The following is a 17,109-nucleotide window of genomic DNA, read 5'->3' on the forward strand; positions in this document are numbered from 1 at the left end:
TTCCCGTATCGTCGTCTTGCCCGCTCGCCTGCCCGCTTACTTCCGCACCGTCCGCTTTGCTGGTTGCGATTGGCCGGTGCGCATTTCTTTTCAAAGCATCCGAATGGATACCCGAGAAATTTCGACACAGAACAACCCTTCCCATATTGCTATGGGCTGCGATCCGATCAAAGCTTGGAAGGTGTCGCTAACCTGAAGACCGTCGCTGATCCTAAGGTCCGTCCTGGTTCTTAAATCGCTCTGATCTGAAGAACCGCGGGCGCCGCGAGTGATTAAAGAAATACAGCACGCCCGGTTTCTCGCAACGGAATCATTTTTCAGGTGCCCCGCAAAAGCCTCACTTGGGCAGCCCGGAACACGTCGTGATTTTTTTGACGATGCGTCAACGTTTTGAATCAACGCGCTGAATCGTAATGTGACAGTGCCGTTGCAGATTCGATCCAGCGAAAAAAGAAATTCATAATTCATTTACGAATGAAGGGGCGGAGTCCGCGTTTTCAAACTGGTCCGCTTCGCTATGCCGATAAGTGATTAGAGCCGCGCGTTTTTTTCTGTGCGTTGAGTCAGGGTAACCCTAGACATCGGGCTCGCGCTGGCGGCGTGGCGCTGTTGCTTTTTCAGAATCACGCTGACGCAAGCGATAACGCGGATTGGCACTCGGTGTGATGTGTTGTGCGTTCCGGCTGTGCCGTTGAAGAGACATGACGAGACGCGCATCGCGCAAGCGCGCGGCGGTCTTTGCGCTTCATCAGAATTTGTGACGCGATAGCGCGAACGCATTGCGGCATAAAAAAGCCCGGCGTGAAGCCGGGCTTTTTGGAAAGAATGTTGTCGTCAGATTACTGCGCGAGCTTCGCGATCTGATGGACGAGACGCGAGACCTTGCGGCTTGCGAGATTCTTGTGAACGAGGTTGCGCTGAGCGGCCTTCATCAGTTCGGGCTCGGCGAGCTTCATCGCCTTTAGCGCCGCTTCGCGGTCGCCGCTCTTGATCGCCGCCTCGACGGTGCGGACGGCACCGCGCATCTGGGTGCGGCGGGACTTGTTGACGATGGTGCGGCGGGCAATCTTGCGCGTCGCCTTCTTGGCGGAGGTCGTATTGGCCATAATCTCACTATCCTTCAGCAGCGTCCCGTCTCGGGCGCCGGGCTGATTGACGTCTGCCGCTCGACTGCGGCCAACGCTGATCTGTTTCCGGGGTGTTCCTGAAAATGCTATCCCCGGAGCGGCAAAGCTCACGCGTTTCGAAACTCACGGGGCGCGCCGCTCAAAGAACAGCGGCGGCGGGATTGCGCCCACCGCCATTGGCGCTCCTTATAGAGTGCCCGATTTCCACCGTCAACGCCTTCCGGCTGTGCCTTTAGACGAAAAACAGCCGCAGGCTGGCGGTTAAGTTGCTGATGAGGTTGAATTTCTCGGGTTTGCCCGGTATTGCCGGGGGTGAGAGCGATGAGGGGATTCGGATGATCCGCGGGTTTTTCCGCCTGATAGGGCTGTTACTGCTGGCCGGTGGGTTCGTGTTCCTGGTCTATGATGGGGCGCGCTCGATTGCCGATCAGGCGCTGCGGCTGACCCGGCTCGGGGAGTTCTGGAACGACATCAACCAGGCCAGCCAGCGTTCCTTCCAGGCGATGGTCGATGCCAATGCGCCGTTCCTCAGCGGGCTTCTCAAACTGCTGCTCAACCAGCCGGCCTGGGCCGTCATGGGCGTGCTCGGCATCGTGCTGATGCTGTTGTTTCGGCCAAGCAAGCCGTTGATCGGCTATTCGCGGAATTGAACGGTGCTCGGCGACGTAACACACCTGCCGTTTCCCTCGTAGATACCTATATTGCCACCTGAGATACGCCGCGCGGCAGGAGTGAATCCGGTTCTGCCTCGCGGGTGCTGTTGGCCCCCAAATCTGCGCATTCGTCCAGCGAACCGGAGTCCACTTCGTTCGCGAGCGCGCCGGGAGATGACTTATGCTGTTCATGCGCAAGACTGCTGCATTGCCGACCGCGGCCGAAGCGCTGCCCGGTCGCGATACGCCGATCCCAACTGCCAAGCATCACTTCGTCAATGGCAGCAACATCCAGCCGCCCTATCCGGAAGGAGTTGAGCAGGCGGTGTTCGGGCTTGGCTGTTTCTGGGGCGCAGAGCGCAAGTTCTGGGAGCTCGGCGACGGCATCTATACGACCGCGGTCGGTTACGCCGGCGGCCTCACGCCGAACCCGACCTATGAAGAGACCTGCTCGGGCCGCACCGGTCACACCGAAGCGGTGCTGGTGGTGTTCGATCCGAAGAAAATTTCTTACGAGCAGTTGCTGAAGACGTTCTGGGAGAGCCACGATCCGACCCAGGGCATGCGTCAGGGCAACGACATCGGCTCGCAATATCGCTCGGCAATCTACACCTTCAGCGATGCACAGCGCGATGCCGTCGCAGCGTCGAAGGCGGCGTATCAGAAGGCACTGTCCGCGAAGGGCCTCGGCACCATCACCACCGAGATTGCGCCGGCCGGGAAGTTCTACTTCGCCGAGGACTATCACCAGCAGTATCTGGCAAAGAATCCCGGCGGCTATTGCGGTCTCGGCGGCACCGGTGTGTCGTGCCCGATCGGGGTCGGCGTCACGGCCTGAGCTGACTACGGCTAAGTGTAGATAAACAACGTCAAAAGCCCGCTTTCGGAGCTCCCGAAGGCGGGCTTTTTGCTGTCTGATGGAAGGCCATGACAACGGAATTTTAACCATAAGAGGCCAAAACCGAGGCTGCCTCTATGAGGGATATGTCCAGTGTCGTCTGCCCGCGCGTTTCGTCTGCCCATGATTGTCGCGGTTGCCGCGCTGGCTTTGTCCGGCTGCATGCGGAGACCGGGTCCTGTTGCAGTGGTTGCGCCGGCTGCTGATCTCGACACGCTAGCTTATGGTCGCCCGGGTTACGGCCCGGCAGCAATGCCTGTCGCTTATGCTCCCCCCGTCTCGACCTACGATGCGCAGTACAAGCTCGATGCCGGCGACAAGCTGCGCGTCGTGGTCTACGGCCAGGAAGGTCTCACCAATTCCTACGCCATCGATGCCGGTGGCGCGATCACCATGCCGCTGATCGGCCGCGTGCCCGCGCGTGGCATGACGCCCGCTGCCCTGGCTGCGAGCATCACCGGCCGCCTGCGCAATGGCTTCATTCGCGAGCCGTCGGTGGCTGTCGAAATCGAAGCCTACCGTCCGTTCTTCATTCTCGGTGAAGTTGCCGCTCCCGGACAGTATCCCTACGTGCCCAATATGAGCGTCGAAAGCGCGATCGCCATTGCCGGTGGTTTTTCGCCGCGCGCCAAGCGTGATGAAGTCACGCTGACCCACACCACCATCGAGGGCTCGTATCGCGCCGTAGTGCCGTTGGGTACGCCGATCAATCCCGGCGATACGGTGTTGGTCAGCGAACGCTGGTTCTGATCGCGCGCATCAAGCGCCGTCGTCGCCCCAAGCGTGATTTTCTCCGCTTTGCGGAAATAGAACGGCGTACTCCCGATAATTAAAGGCTGCGATGTATAGGCGCATCGGCGTCAGGACGCGCGTTGCGCTGTATCAGAATCGTCTTTCGCACTGTAAGCAATGGTCAAGCGAGGCCAACTCGTCGAAGCGCCGCTATGTCGGTGCAACCAGATTTCAGGGGGGAATAGATGAAGACGAGTCCGTCGATCAAGGCCATGCGCGGTGTCACTCTGGCAGTCATGGTGGCGTTGGGAGCGGTGTCGTCGCGAGCATCCGCGCAGACGGCGCAATCCTATCCCGATCGGCGCATCACCTTTGTCGTGCCCTATGCGCCCGGTGGTGCCACTGACGTCGCCGCGCGCCTGCTGGCGCAGAGGCTGCAGGAATCCTGGAAGCAGACCGTCACCGTGGAGAACAAGCCGGGCGCCGGTGGCGTGATCGGCAACGATTTCGCTGCCAAGGCTCCGGGCGATGGCTACACGGTGCTGATCGCAATCACGCAGATCATCCAGGCGCCGAGCCTGATGTCGAAATTGCCCTACGATGCGTTCAAGGATCTCACGCCCGTCACGCAGGTCGCGATCTCGCCGATCGTGCTCGTCGTGCCCGAAGCGCAGCCGATGAAGTCCGTGAAGGAACTGGTCGATCTTGCCAAATCCAGTCCCGGAAAATATCCGTACGGCACTTTCGGCAATGCCACCACGTCGCATCTTTATGGCGAGCTTCTGAAGAAGAACACCGGCATTGATATGACCCATGTGCCGTATCGTGGCGCCGCGCCGTTGCTGAACGATCTGCTCGGCAATCAGGTTACTGCGGCCTTCCTCGACTTCACCACCGCCGGTCCGCAGCTCGAAGCCGGCAAGATCCGTCCGCTCGCAGTGGGCGGCGAGAAACGCAAGCCCAAGCTGCCGAACGTGCAGACCATGGCTGAACTCGGCTATCCCGGTTTCGAGGCTGAAGGCTGGGTCGGCGTGTTCGTACCGGCGGCGACGCCGAAGGACATTGTGAACAAGCTGTCGGCCGAGCTCGGCCGCATCATCAATTCACCGGAAGGGACCGCCGGCCTGCAGGCGGTCAATCTCGTTCCGGTCGGTGATAGCCCCGAATCTTTCGAGAAAAGCCTGCGTCGCGACTTTGAGCGCTGGGCAACGGTGGCAAAGACAGCGGGCGTGAAGGGCGAGTGATGTTCCAATCTCTCCCGATTGGCAGGGAAAGATCGAGGCTGCTCCCTCTCAGTCGTCATACCCGGGCTTGACCCGGGTATCCAGCTTTGCCCAAGCGCTTGTTGGTGCCGCAAAGGTGGATTGCCGGGTCAAGCCCGGCAATGCGTGGAGAGGGCGGCGGCTTACTTCAGATGCTTCGCGAGGAACGCGAGGCTCCGTTCTCTCGCAACATCCGCGCTGGCCTTGTTATAGCTGGCGCGCTGATCGCAATTGAAACCGTGCTCGGCTCCGTCGTAGACGAAAATCTCCACATCCGGCCGCTTAGCGCGAATGGTCTCGACGTCCGAGAGCGGAATGCCGCGATCCTTTTCGCCAAAATGTAGCTGTGTCGGCACGGTCGGCTTGTCGTCGGCAAAGCGCACCACGGCGCCGCCGTAATAGCCGATGGCGGCGCTGAGGCCCGTCAATTTCGTGGCGGCGGCAAAGGCGACGCTGCCGCCAAGGCAAAAGCCGATGATGCCGACATTGCCGATATCCCCAACGGAATCGATCGCGGCCTGGGTATCGCGCAGCATCGCGGGCCAATCCGGATTAGCAACGAACTTGCGCGCGATGGCGATTTCCTCGGGCGAATAACCGGACTGGAAATTGGGCTCGGTGCGATCGAAGATCGACGGCGCCACCGCCACATAGCCTTGCACGGCGAAGCGATCGCAGACCGTGCGGATGTGGTCGTTTACGCCGAAGATCTCCTGGATCACGACCACGGCGCCCTTGGGCTTGCCCTCAGGCTGGGTGCGGTAGGCGCCGAGCTTGAAGCCGTCAGATGCGGTCAGCGTGATGTCTTGTCCCACGAGGTATTCCATATCGTTGTTGAAGGGTGAGGTCTGTTTGGCGCGGACGGCAGCAGTGGTCTACTCACAAAGCGGCTACTGCCACATCCAGTTTCGGCTCCAGTCGCCCTTCCAGCCGGTCAGGCGTCCCTTGCGAAACTGGAGATAGAGGCGGTCGCGGCGGTCGAAGAAGCCGCTCCCGCCGAAGTTGCGGATCGCCAGATAGATCTCATGCTCCGCCCGGCCGCTGATATAGGTCAGTGGCGTACCCAAAGCGCGGGCGGCATCATCCGTTGCCATGCCGAAGGCCAGCGGCGTGGCGTTCGAAAGGGTTGCCGTGAATGGCAGATCGGGCGTCGTTCCGGCGGGCTGCCCGTGGGCTGGAACCGTGATGGCGAGGGCGCTCGCGACGCCGAGGATGAACCTGATGGTCTTCATAGCGCGATTGTTTTCCGGATCGGATACCGGTGCAAGGCGGGATTGCTTAAAGTTTTCCCGAAGTCCCTAACCACCCGATAGTGCTATCCGCCGGAATGAAACCTTCCGCGGGCCGATCAGGAAGCATTAACAATACCCATTAAGCTTCAGGAACCCTGTTCCAAGGTATGTATGTCCTGCTTGCGGCCCGTTCGCCGCAATAGATCGAGGGCATATGACCGCTTCAGTCAAACAATCGCCGGCGCGCCGCCGACTGCTTCTGGCATCGGACCGCAGCGATAGCAGCAGCGAACTCGTCGACATCCTGCAGAAGGTCGGCGAAGTGGATGTTGTCCCAACGTCAGACATTCCGGAGACGCCGCCCAGCGAGCTGTCGGGTATCGTGGTCGATATCAATCTGCGCTCGGCAGAGGCCGTGCAGCGCGTGCGCAACAAACTGCGCCACAAATCCTATGAAGCGATACCGCGCCTGTTCGTGCTAGCCGACTCGCTGCATCACGGATCCATGCAGGCCTGGGCGCTCGGCGCCACCGATACGATCGCGCGGCCGTTCGATGCACGTGGCATCATGCAGCGCATTCGCGCGGCATTTCCAAACCCGCATGACGAGGACTTCTCCGCGCGCGGCAAGGCGCTGAATCGCGGCGTCGAGGCGGCGCATGCGGTGATGGTCAAGATCTTCGAGAAGCTGCCCGCCGGCGTTCCGCTCACTTTCAACGACGTGATGCAGGCCGAGAACCAGATTCTGAAGGCCATCAAGCGCACGTCACTGCGCGAATGGCTGGCCGCCGTCGGCCGTCATCATAATCACAGCTATCGTCACTGCCTGTTCGTGACGGGGTTCGCGGTGGCCTTTGCGCAGCATCTGGGCATGCGCGACGAAGATCAGCGCCGCCTCACGCGCGCAGCCCTCGTCCATGATGTGGGCAAGGCCTTCATCCCGGTCTCGATCCTGGACAAGCCGGGCAAGCTCACCGAGGACGAGACGCTCGAGATGCGCAAACATCCACGTCTCGGCTTCGAAGCACTGGTGGCGCAGGGCAGTTTTCCGCGCGAGATGCTCGACGTGGTGCTGCATCACCACGAATTCCTGGATGGCAGCGGCTACCCCGATGCGCTGGCCGGCGACCAGATCAGCGACATCGTTCGCTTGATGACCATCGTCGACATCCACGCAGCTCTGGTGGAGCGGCGTGCCTATCGCATGGCCTTCACGCATGCCAAGGCGTTCGAAATCATGGAGCAGATGGGCGACAAGATCGACCAGCAACTGCTACAGGTGTTCCGCCCGGTGGCGCTCGGCGCGTAAGCGCCGTTCGCCTCAGGCCAGCAGCTTGCGCAATTCCGCCTTGGCTACTTTTTCAAGCGTCGAACGCGGCATCTCGTCCACGAAGTGGATTTCGTGCGGCACCTTGAAATCCGCCAGCCCGCTCTTGCAAGCCGCCATGACATTGTCATGCAGCGCCGGTGGCGTCTGCGCCACGCCGGCATGGGGGATAATGAAAACCACCGGCACTTCATCCAGCATCGGATGCTTCTTGCCGACGACGGCCGCCTCGCGAACGCCGGGCACGGTGATGACCACCTGCTCGATCTCGGACGCTGCCACGTTCTCGCCGCCGACCTTCAGCATGTCCTTGGCGCGATCGCCGAACTTGATATGGCCGCGCTCCAGCAGCGTGACGCGGTCGCCGGTGATGAAGAAGCCGTTCGCGTCGAAGCTGTCTGAAGTCGCGGCCTCGTTGTGCAGATACTCCTTGAACAGCGACAGGCCGGGAATGCCCTTGATCGTGAGATTGCCAGTCTCACCCACGGCGGTCGGCGTGCCGTCGTCATTGGTGACGCGGATGCCATATTCGGTTGCGGCGCGGCCGATGGCCATCGGCGTGTTAGGCTGATCGACCTCGCCGATGATGCCGTGAGTAATGGTTTCGGTCATGCCCCACCAGCCGATGATCTTGACGCCGAATTTGGCGAAGGCCGGCGGATCGCAGAACGACGCACCCCACAGCCGGAAATGATGCTTCGGGACGTCGTGCTCGAGCAGCGCCTTCATGCAGAATGGGATCGTCGAAAGCCAGGTGGCGCGATGTTCGAGAGCCACGTCCCAGAACCGGCGCGCGGAAAAACGCGGCTGAAGCACTAGGGAGGCACCGACCCACAACGTCGCCAGCATCGAATAGGCCAGCGCATTGGTATGAAACAGCGGCAGATAAGTCATATGCGTATCGAACGCATGCAGGTCTTGATGCGCGGCGTTCACCTTGCCGCCCCATAAGGCATTGGCGTGGGTCCACAGTACGGCTTTGGGCCGCGACGTAGTGCCCGACGTATATTGCACGCTGCAATGTGCCCAAGGATCGACAGGGCGGCGCGGACGGTCGGCGCTGTCGGCGAACAGGGATTCGAACCGCTCAGCCTTGCCGATCGCATGGCCGTCGGCCGATGCGCCGGCATTGTGCGAGGTCACAGCGATCCAGCGCAGCTTCCGGCAATTGGCGGCGACGAGCTCGGCATAGGATGGTTGCGTGATCGCCGCGACCGCGCCGCAGTGATCCGCGAAATATTCGATCTCGCTGGCCGACGAACGGGTATTCGTGGTGACCGCGATGGCGCCGAGTTCGACACAGGCGAACCAGGCCAGCAGCATCTCGACGCAGTTATCGAGATGGATCAGCACATAGTCGCCCTGAACGATGCCGCGTCTGGCGAGGCCTGCGGAAAGTGCCCCGACGCGCTCGTGAAACTCGCCATAAGTCCATGGCCGCGCTGGCGCATCGAATGGCGACCAGATGATGAAAGGGTGATCGCGACGCGTCTCGGCGCGCATGCGCAGCAGCCACGGCACGTCCATGCCGTCGAACGGGCCGATCGAGCCGGGAATCATGGCGGGATTCGTCGCGGGGTAGGGCATGCATCCTCCGTCGAAAGCCGCCGGAGCGACCGCTTACGCGGGGGCGGCTTTCTTATTCTTGTTTTTAGGGAGGATGTTGTGCCATCGGCGACCGCGCGGTGCAAACCGCTCCGGCATGTAGGATCAGCCTATTTCGTAAGACGAAATTTCAATCAGGCTGCCATCGGGATCCCGACAATAGACTGAGCGCAAGGTGCCCCGCGCGCCCTGTTTGGCCACCGGGCCTTCCTCGATGGCGACGCCGCAAGCGCCGAGATGCGCGACCACGGCATCGGGCGGCGATGCCGTGAGAAAACAGAGGTCGTCGCTGCCGGCCATCTCATGATCCGCCGTGAACCACTCGATCTTATCGGCGCCGATCGGCCGCAGATTGATCTTTTGCGCGCCAAAACTCACCGATGTGCGCGGCAACTTGCCCGGACCGGGATCGAACACCTTCACCTCCATGCCCAGGACGCGTTGATACCAGGTGGCGGAGCGCTGGACGTCAGTGACATTCAGGACGAGATGATCAAGGGCCGTGACGGTGAGGGACATGAAATGGTCCTTGGCGTTTCTTTGGGCTGGTGCCGCAGTAGTGTCGCACTGGTCGATAGTTGAATTGTTTGGTAGATACGGCCGTTGTCAATTCAACACACGCTGACCGCGCGCAAAGTTGCGGCAGCCGGAGGGAATAAAATATGACGTCACGTCGTGCCGCGATCGGTCTGATTGCGCTTGGCTTTTCTGCTTTTACTGCAACCGCTCTCGTTCCCGTCAGCTCGGCGCTGGCCGTGGACTATCCGACGCGGCCGGTTCGCTTTGTCGTCGGCTATCCCGCTGGCGGTGCAACCGATATTCTGGCCCGTCTGATCGGGCAGAAGCTATCCGAGCGAACCGGTCAGCAATTCGTCGTCGAGAACAAGCCGGGCGCCGGCAACAATATCGGCACCGAATCTGTCGTGAATGCAGAACCCGACGGCTACACGATCCTGCTGGTCAATCCAGCAAACTACATCAACGCGACGCTTTATGGGAAGCTGAGCTTCAATTTTGTGCGTGATATCGCGCCTGTTGCTGCCTTCCATCGAACCGCCAATGTGATGACCGTCAACAAGGACATCACGGCGAAGACCGTCGGAGAATTCATCGCCTATGTGAAGGCCAATCCGGGCAAGGTGAACATGGCGTCGTCGGGTAACGGCACCTCGGTGCATCTGTCCGGCGAGATGTTCATGATGCTATCAGGCGCCAAGATGCAGCATGTGCCCTATCGCGGTGCCGCGCCAGCGATCACTGACATGCTCGGCGGTCAGGTCCAGGTGATCTTCGACAACATGCCGTCAATCATCCAGCATATCCGCTCGGGCAGCCTTCGTGCGCTGGCGGTGACGACCACCGAGAAGTCGTCGCTGTTGCCCGATGTGCCGACCGTCGCGGAAACCGTGCCGGGTTATGAGGCCAGCGCCTTGTTCGGCATGGGCGCGCCGAAGAAGACGCCGCCGGAGATTATCGCCAAGCTCAACGCGGACGTAAATGCGGTGCTGGCCGATCCGGCCGTCAAGGCCAAGCTGATCGATCTCGGCGGCGAACCGCTGATCGGACCGCCGGAAGCCTTCGGCAAGATGATCGTCGCCGAGACCGAGAAGTGGGAGAAAGTGGTCAAGGCCGCAGGCCTTAAGGTCGAATGAACCCATGCGGCACTATGGTGTTTAATCCTCGTGATTGCGCCAGTGTTAGCGCGTGATCACGAGACCGGGATGTACCGGAGCCTGCGGGAACGTTCATCCGCAGGCTCTGTTGCTTTCTGGGGATGTCATAGGACCGCTGCCGCGGAGGAGAAGACATGACGCGTAATCTGATGCTGTCCGTGCTGGCTGTTGGTGGTGTTTCGGCGATGGCTTTCAGCCCTGCAGCTGCCGCCCCGACCTACCCCTATTGCATCCAGTCGCAGGCTTTCGGGACCGATTGCTCCTATCCGAGCTATGAAGCGTGCCAGGCCACTGCATCGGGTCGCGGCGTCGACTGCATCGTCAATCCGCGTCTGGCGTTCAGCCCGCAGCCTTATGCCGAACCGCGCCGCAGTCGGCGTTCGGTCGCCTATTAAGGCCCATCTTCATGGCGGCGACGACTATGTTTTTGGCTTCGTCGCCAGCCAGATGACGTGACGGGCGCCGCCGCGTGTGCCGGTGGCGCGGATCTTGATTTCCTCGGCGTTGAAGCCTGCCTTGCCGAGGAGCGCCGTGAACTTGTCATATGGAAATGACGACCAGACGGCCAGTACGCCGCCCGGACTGAGCGCGGCCTGGGCCGCGCGCAACCCTTTCAGGTCATAGAGCGCATCATTCGATTTTCGCGTTAGGCCTTCGGGTCCGTTGTCGACATCGAGCAGGATCGCATCATATTTGCCGCGTGCACCAGCGATGGCTTTAACGACATCGCCTTCGACAATCTCCACACGCGGATCACTCAGGCTGTCGCCAGACAGCTCAGCCATTGGGCCACGCGCCCAGGCGACGATTGCGGGCACCAGTTCGACCACGGTGATCTTCGCCTTTGGGCCGAGCACCTTTAGCGCAGCGCGCAATGTAAAGCCCATGCCATAGCCGCCGATCAAAAGCCGCGGCGCCTTCATGTCCTTGAGGCGAAAGCAGGTGAGCGTCGCCAGCGCTTCCTCGGAGCCGAACAGCCGACTGCTCATCAATTCGTTCTGGCCGAGCTTAATGGTGAATTCGTGCCCGCGCTGCATCAGGCGCAGCGGCACGCCGCCGCCGGGGACTTCGGTCGTATCGATCAGTTTCCAGGGAAGCACGGGTGTCTTTCATCAAGCGATTGCACGGCGGCCGGTGGTAGCGCGAGAACCGAGCCTCACGCAACTCGGCTCATGCAAAGGCCTTACAGCAACTGAAGCCGCTCGTGTCGCAGCACTTCGATCGCAGCGGGATCAGATGCGGGGTTCCAGTCTCTGGAATAGCTCCAACACGTCGCTGCATCTTTGTTTAAGGGAACTACACTGATGAAGTACTTCGCGTGGCAGCTCCGTTCGCCGTCTTAACGGGCGGATAACTAACCGAACGGGTTGTGCCGGTGCATTGATAGAACGGAATTGCAAACGGTATCTGGTGCCTCTAAGCAGAATGGAGACCAACGCATCTTCGGGTTGCGCATCGCGCGGCAAGGCGAAGACGCTTTCGTCGGGGCCGAGTGATCTTCAACTCATCGAGAGGAATAGAATGACCAAAATTCTGCACCTGATGGCGCCATGTCTCGTCGCCATGTTTATCGTCTCGACGCAGGCAAGCGCTGCGCCGATGATGGGCCAGAGCATCGCTGTCGAAGCGCACTTGATCCCGGTTGCGGGTGGCTGCGGTCCGAACGGCTGGCGCGGTCCCTATGGTGGCTGCCGCTATACACCTTATTACGGCCCACTCCCGGGCGGCTACTATCAGGAAGCTCCCGTAATGGGGAACGGCTGCCCTCCCGGTTACTGGCGCGGTCCGTGGGGCCACTGCCGCAACACGCCCTATCACGGCAATCTGCCGGGCGGCGGCTGGAAGCCATAAGCCAAACGTGACGCTGCGTCGCACGTCGCGGCCCACGGTCTGACTGTCGATCAGCTGAAAGGCCAGCCGCAAGGCTGGCCTTTTTTGTTGCACGCAAACATTGAAGCGCAGCGTTGGATGTGTTGCCTTGGGCCATCTACGGGATGGCTTGGAGTTACTTTTATGACGATGCGGTTCACACCGGGTGCGGTGACGCTGGCAGACTGGCGATCGATCTATCGGGGGGCGGTACCAGTTCTCGACGAGAGCTGTATTCCCCGCATCAATGCCAGTGTTGCGGCAGTTGCCCGGATCGTCGCCAAGGGCGAACCCGTCTATGGCATCAATACAGGCTTCGGAAAGCTTGCTCATGTCGGCATAGAAGCCGAAAGCATCACGGCCCTGCAGAAAAACATCGTGCTGTCGCATTGCGTGGGCGTCGGCGACCCGGCGCCAGCGCCGGTGGTGCGGCTGATGATGTGTCTCAAGCTTGCGAGCCTGGCACAGGGTTTCTCCGGCGTCCGCATGGAGACGGTCCAGTTGCTCAGCGCCATGATTGCGCATGACATCACGCCTATCGTGCCTGCGCAGGGATCGGTCGGTGCCTCCGGCGATCTCGCCCCGCTCGCGCATATGGCGTCGGTCATGATCGGCGTCGGCGAGGCGCTGACGACGTCCGGGCGATTGCCGGCGACGGAGGCGCTCGCCAGTGCGGGCCTGCAGCCGATCGAGCTGCAGGCCAAGGAAGGACTGGCGCTGCTGAATGGCACGCAGTTCTCGACAGCCTATGCGCTGGCGGGATTGTTCGAGGCCGAAATTCTTTTTAAGACCGCACTCGTCAGTGGTGCCTTGTCCACCGATGCCGCGCGTGGCTCGGATACGCCGTTCGATCCGCGCATCCATCAACTGCGCAAGCATGAAGGGCAGATCGTATCAGCCCAGGCATTGAAGGAACTTCTCGCCGGCAGCGCGATTCGCGAGTCGCACCGTACCGGCGACGTCCGTGTTCAGGATCCTTATTGCCTTCGCTGTCAGCCGCAGGTGATGGGCGCCGCGCTGGACGTTTTGCGACAGGTGGCCACCATGCTTCTCACTGAAGCGAATGGCGTCTCCGACAACCCTCTGGTCTTTGCCGACGACGATATTGCGATCTCCGGTGGCAATTTTCATGCGGCGCCGGTTGCCTTTGCGGCGGATATGACGGCGCTTGCGATCTGTGAGATCGGATCGATCTCTGAGCGCCGGATCGCCATGCTGGTGGATCCGGTGCTATCCGGTGTGCCCGCGTTCCTGACACCGAAGCCGGGGCTTAATTCCGGCTTCATGATCGCGCAAGTGACGGCCGCGGCGCTGGTATCTGAGAACAAGCAGCGGGCTTATCCGGCCAGCGTCGATTCGATTCCGACATCTGCCAATCAGGAAGACCATGTTTCGATGGCGGCGCATGCGGCACGGCGGCTGTTGCCGATGATCGAGAATGCGATGGCTGTCATTGCCATCGAGCTCCTGGCGGGTGCGCAAGGTTGCGATTTTCATACGCCGCTGAAGTCCAGCGATCGTTTGGAGAGCGTTCGCGCACGTATCCGGGCAGACGTCGCCCATCTCGACGAGGATCGATATTTTCACGACGACATTCAGAAGTCGCTGCGCCTTGTGCGGTCCGGAGCGATCGTCGCGGCAGCGAATCTCGACACGATCCCGGGCGTCTAGAGCGCTGGAGCGCAGTTAGCCGATTGCAGTCTTGATCACGCTGAGCAATTCCTGGAACGGCTCGGCGCAGGACGGATCGGTCGGATGCTGTTGCAGCACGTCGTAGATCTTGGGTACGAGCTGGACGGCCTGGTCCAGCTCGCTGTCGCGGCCCGCCTGATAGCCGCCCATCAGGCGAAGGTCGCGGGTGTCTTCGAAACGCGCGATCATGGCACGCAGCTTGCGCACCAGATTGGCTTCCTCCGGCGACCACACATGCTGGCCGAGGCGCGAGACCGATGACAGCACGTTGACGGCCGGATAGCGGCCCTGATCGGCAACGTCACGATCCAGCATGATGTGTCCGTCCAGCGTACCGCGTACCGTATCTGCCACGGGCTCGTTGTGGTCGTCGCCGTCCACGAGCACGGCAAAGACACCGGTGATGCAGCCCTGGCCTTCGAGGCCCGGTCCTGAACGCTCCAGCAGTCGTGGGAGTTCGCTGAAGACGCTCGGCGCGTAGCCCCGTGCGATCGCCGGCTCGCCGGTGGCGAGCGCGACTTCGCGCGATGCATGGGCGAAGCGCGTAACCGAATCGACGATCAGCAGCACCGATTCGCCGCGATCACGGAAATATTCGGCGATGGTCATGGCCGTCTTCGGCGCCAGTCGTCGCATCATCGGACTTTCGTCGCTGGTCGAGACGACCGTGATGGCACGGGACTTGTGATGCACCAGCGCTTCCTCCAGGAATTCACGCACTTCGCGGCCGCGTTCGCCGACCAGTGCCGTGACAACTGTGTCGAAGCCGGAGCCGCGTGCCAGCATCGAGAGAAGGGTGGTCTTGCCCACGCCGGAACCGGCGAAAACACCGATGCGCTGGCCGATGCAGAGCGGTGTGAAGAGATCGACGACGCGAACGCCGGTGCGCAGCGGCTTGCTCACGCGGGAGCGGCTCATCGCCGGCGGGGGATTTGCGTCCGTTTGCATCTCGCGTTCGCCGACGGGCATGTCGCCGGCGCCGTCCAGCGGCTCACCGAGAGCGTTGATGACGCGACCTTTCCAGGCCGGATGTGGGGACAGTGTCTTGGGAGGCATTCGGAAGGCGGGAACGCCGAGGCCGGCAGCAAAGTGGGAATCGAACGGTTTGGCCGTCACGCCGTCATTATCGATCCGCACGACCTCACCGAGATGAACCTGCTTGTCGATCTCCAGTCCGATCAATTCGCCGAGCCTGACATAGCGCGACAGGCCGGAGACGCGAAAAAGCGTCGGCGTCACCTCGGACACCATGCCGCCGACACGAACCGTAGGCACGTCCCGGCGCAGGGTTGCGATGGTCGATTCGAGTTTTTCAAGCGCGTTCATCGAGCTCTCCCGCCGGTCACATCAGGCATCAGGCTTTTGGATCGCCCAGCGTGCGAATGGCGCTCTGCATGGTGCTTTCGGAATTGTCGATCAATGAGCTGACGCTCTGGAAGGTGCGCTGTGCAGTCATCATCTGAGTGAGTTCTGTCAGAGGATCGACATTCGATCCTTCCACATAGCCCTGCTGAAAGCCGACCGTGACGAAGTCGAGCGCGGTGGTCGCGGGCTTACTGGGGATCACGCCCGAAGTTCCGAACCGCTCCAGCTTTGCGTCCGGGGCGATGTCAAACAGGCCAAGCTGACCGACCTGGATGCGGCCCTGCGAAATGGTGCCATCGCGCACGATCGTCAGCGGGCCAGCATCGGGATCGACGATGATCGGCGTGCCGCCTGAATCGAGGATTGGATAGCCGGTGAGGGTCTGAAGCTGCCCGTTGATGTCGATCTGCATGCGGCCGTCGCGCGTATAGACGGGGCCGTTCGGACCGGCGAACGCCATCCACGTCGTGTTGCCGGGATCGGGGCCGCCGGGGTAGGCGGCCATGCTGTTTCCGGTGACCGCGACGTCCAGCGTGTTGCCGGTCTGGGTGATAGCGCCTTCCTTGCGCGAGATGAAGTTCTCGCCGGGCGAGGAGAACGCGACCGCCTGCGTTGCTGCGCGCGACATTGCAGTCTCGAACTTCACCGCGTCGGCACGAAACGCGGCGGTTTTCATATTGGCCATGTTGTTGGCAATGGTTTCGAGTCGCTTCTCAAGCGAGACCTGGGCCGAGAGGCTGACATAGAGCGCTGATTGCATTTTATCGTCCGATTTTCAGGTTCTGTAGGGTGGTCAGCACATCCGTGCTGAGGCCCATTTCGAGCGGCTGCGTGATGAGGGTGCTTGAAGCCGACTGGGCGGTGGACGTTCCGTTCTCCATCTCCCACATCACCGAAAAACGCTGCAGGAACTTCTGCAGCTTTTCGGGGGTCTGGAAATCCGCGATGTCGACTTTCGCGCTGAGCATATTCGCCTGTTTGTCGACATCCGCCATCGAGGTTATCGGTGAGATGCCAAGCGCGATCTGGGCGACCTTGATCAACGCCGGATCAGCGAGAATCTGATAGATGCTGGTGATCTTGGGCGCCTTGCGCTCGAAATAGAGTGCCAGACGAACGCCTTCATTTTGCGATCCGGCGTCTTCCTCGAGTTGCTGCCGGACGTATTTCTCGACGGTGCCGACCTGCGCGGCGGTCGTGCTCGTCGCCTGGTCACCCAGCTTCGCGAAGTCGAATGCGGTGGCGAATTCGCGGTAGCGGGCGTCGGAAAGCTTGTTGGCGAACGTGGTCGAGCTGGCAACGCCTTCCGTAAGAACCTTGCGCATGAACGCCTTGGCATAGGTCATGTCGCTCAACCCGTAAGCCTTCATGGCATAGCTGAACAACCGATAGTCGCCGATGAATTCGTCGATCGTCTTCACATCGCGGATGTGTGACAGGTAGTATTCCGTGTCCTTCGACACGTCCGGCTTCTCCATCGTCTGCTGCAACGATTTGACGATATTCTTGGAGATCTGCTGGTAGCTTGCGATTGTCGAGACCATCGGCAGTGGGTTCCCAGTCTGCGGGCGCATGCGGCGAGACTGGCCTCAAACTCCCCGCACAAGCTTGCGCGGGGCTGGCCGCCGCAGGCCGATGTCAGCCTCGTGCAAGCATCGTTGCCTAAGTGAATCG

Annotated in this window: 18 protein-coding genes; 9 read left to right on the forward strand and 9 right to left on the reverse strand. The window is 61.1% G+C overall.

What is annotated here, in order from left to right; genetic code table 11:
- Positions 1-839: 839 nt before the first annotated feature.
- Positions 840-1,106, reverse strand: coding sequence for a 30S ribosomal protein S20 (rpsT, locus tag AB8A38_RS20520; protein WP_068729934.1), 267 nt, complete (start codon positions 1,104-1,106; stop codon positions 840-842).
- Positions 1,107-1,462: 356 nt separating this feature from the next.
- Here rpsT and AB8A38_RS20525 point away from each other — a divergent pair, with 356 nt between their 5' ends.
- The 4 genes from AB8A38_RS20525 to AB8A38_RS20540 all read left to right on the forward strand — a co-directional run bounded on the left by AB8A38_RS20525 (position 1,463) and on the right by AB8A38_RS20540 (position 4,654).
- A complete protein-coding gene (locus AB8A38_RS20525) occupies positions 1,463-1,777 on the forward strand; it encodes a hypothetical protein (protein WP_068729932.1) in 315 nt (104 codons plus the stop codon).
- Between the two features lie 184 nt (positions 1,778-1,961).
- Complete coding sequence (gene msrA, locus AB8A38_RS20530) at positions 1,962-2,618, forward strand: peptide-methionine (S)-S-oxide reductase MsrA (RefSeq protein ID WP_439087227.1); 657 nt, start codon at positions 1,962-1,964, stop codon at positions 2,616-2,618.
- A gap of 183 nt (positions 2,619-2,801) precedes the next feature.
- Complete coding sequence (locus AB8A38_RS20535) at positions 2,802-3,428, forward strand: polysaccharide biosynthesis/export family protein (protein WP_410001896.1); 627 nt, start codon at positions 2,802-2,804, stop codon at positions 3,426-3,428.
- Between the two features lie 227 nt (positions 3,429-3,655).
- On the forward strand, positions 3,656-4,654 hold the full coding sequence (locus tag AB8A38_RS20540; RefSeq protein ID WP_315839781.1) for a Bug family tripartite tricarboxylate transporter substrate binding protein: 999 nt from the start codon (positions 3,656-3,658) through the stop codon (positions 4,652-4,654).
- A gap of 161 nt (positions 4,655-4,815) precedes the next feature.
- Here the strand turns inward: AB8A38_RS20540 and AB8A38_RS20545 are convergent, their stop codons facing one another.
- Together AB8A38_RS20545 and AB8A38_RS20550 are read right to left on the reverse strand one after the other, a co-directional pair.
- Positions 4,816-5,487: a dienelactone hydrolase family protein gene (locus AB8A38_RS20545; protein ID WP_439087228.1), complete on the reverse strand. Its 672-nt coding sequence runs from the start codon at positions 5,485-5,487 to the stop codon at positions 4,816-4,818.
- 75 nt (positions 5,488-5,562) lie between these two features.
- Positions 5,563-5,904: a hypothetical protein gene (locus AB8A38_RS20550; RefSeq protein ID WP_439087229.1), complete on the reverse strand. Its 342-nt coding sequence runs from the start codon at positions 5,902-5,904 to the stop codon at positions 5,563-5,565.
- Positions 5,905-6,118: 214 nt separating this feature from the next.
- On the opposite strand from AB8A38_RS20550, the gene AB8A38_RS20555 reads away from it, so the two are divergent.
- Positions 6,119-7,213, forward strand: coding sequence for an HD-GYP domain-containing protein (locus AB8A38_RS20555; protein WP_315839778.1), 1,095 nt, complete (start codon positions 6,119-6,121; stop codon positions 7,211-7,213).
- A 12-nt stretch (positions 7,214-7,225) separates the two neighbouring features.
- On the opposite strand, the gene AB8A38_RS20560 is transcribed toward AB8A38_RS20555, so the two are convergent.
- Together AB8A38_RS20560 and AB8A38_RS20565 are read right to left on the reverse strand one after the other, a co-directional pair.
- Positions 7,226-8,818 (reverse strand): AMP-binding protein, encoded by a 1,593-nt coding sequence (locus AB8A38_RS20560; protein ID WP_315839777.1) that lies wholly within the window; start codon positions 8,816-8,818, stop codon positions 7,226-7,228.
- A 123-nt stretch (positions 8,819-8,941) separates the two neighbouring features.
- Positions 8,942-9,355 carry a VOC family protein gene (locus AB8A38_RS20565; protein ID WP_315839776.1) on the reverse strand — a complete coding sequence of 138 codons (414 nt, stop codon included), beginning with the start codon at positions 9,353-9,355 and terminating at the stop codon, positions 8,942-8,944.
- A 143-nt stretch (positions 9,356-9,498) separates the two neighbouring features.
- Between AB8A38_RS20565 and AB8A38_RS20570 the strand changes: the two genes are divergently transcribed.
- Positions 9,499-10,488, forward strand: a complete 990-nt coding sequence (locus AB8A38_RS20570) for a Bug family tripartite tricarboxylate transporter substrate binding protein (RefSeq protein ID WP_089263420.1) — start codon at positions 9,499-9,501, stop codon at positions 10,486-10,488.
- A 155-nt stretch (positions 10,489-10,643) separates the two neighbouring features.
- Positions 10,644-10,904, forward strand: a complete 261-nt coding sequence (locus AB8A38_RS20575) for a DUF3551 domain-containing protein (RefSeq protein ID WP_439087230.1) — start codon at positions 10,644-10,646, stop codon at positions 10,902-10,904.
- A 24-nt stretch (positions 10,905-10,928) separates the two neighbouring features.
- Here AB8A38_RS20575 and AB8A38_RS20580 read toward each other — a convergent pair whose 3' ends face one another.
- Positions 10,929-11,609 (reverse strand): spermidine synthase, encoded by a 681-nt coding sequence (locus AB8A38_RS20580; RefSeq protein WP_120287549.1) that lies wholly within the window; start codon positions 11,607-11,609, stop codon positions 10,929-10,931.
- A 421-nt stretch (positions 11,610-12,030) separates the two neighbouring features.
- Between AB8A38_RS20580 and AB8A38_RS20585 the strand changes: the two genes are divergently transcribed.
- Positions 12,031-12,360, forward strand: a complete 330-nt coding sequence (locus tag AB8A38_RS20585) for a GCG_CRPN prefix-to-repeats domain-containing protein (protein ID WP_439087231.1) — start codon at positions 12,031-12,033, stop codon at positions 12,358-12,360.
- 162 nt (positions 12,361-12,522) lie between these two features.
- Positions 12,523-14,049, forward strand: a complete 1,527-nt coding sequence (gene hutH, locus AB8A38_RS20590; RefSeq protein WP_439087232.1) for a histidine ammonia-lyase — start codon at positions 12,523-12,525, stop codon at positions 14,047-14,049.
- Between the two features lie 15 nt (positions 14,050-14,064).
- Here hutH and fliI read toward each other — a convergent pair whose 3' ends face one another.
- From fliI to AB8A38_RS20605, 3 genes are read right to left on the reverse strand one after another with little or no spacing between them, the layout of a single operon-like run.
- Positions 14,065-15,396, reverse strand: a complete 1,332-nt coding sequence (gene fliI, locus AB8A38_RS20595; RefSeq protein WP_439087233.1) for a flagellar protein export ATPase FliI — start codon at positions 15,394-15,396, stop codon at positions 14,065-14,067.
- 28 nt (positions 15,397-15,424) lie between these two features.
- Entirely contained in the window at positions 15,425-16,195 is a 771-nt protein-coding gene (flgF, locus tag AB8A38_RS20600; protein WP_315839771.1) for a flagellar basal-body rod protein FlgF, read from the reverse strand.
- Between the two features lies 1 nt (position 16,196).
- Positions 16,197-16,979 carry a DUF1217 domain-containing protein gene (locus AB8A38_RS20605; RefSeq protein ID WP_439087234.1) on the reverse strand — a complete coding sequence of 261 codons (783 nt, stop codon included), beginning with the start codon at positions 16,977-16,979 and terminating at the stop codon, positions 16,197-16,199.
- Positions 16,980-17,109 lie beyond the last annotated feature (130 nt).

The sequence above is a fragment of the Tardiphaga sp. 839_C3_N1_4 genome (assembly GCF_051811045.1).
In the GTDB taxonomy this organism is placed as follows: domain Bacteria; phylum Pseudomonadota; class Alphaproteobacteria; order Rhizobiales; family Xanthobacteraceae; genus Tardiphaga.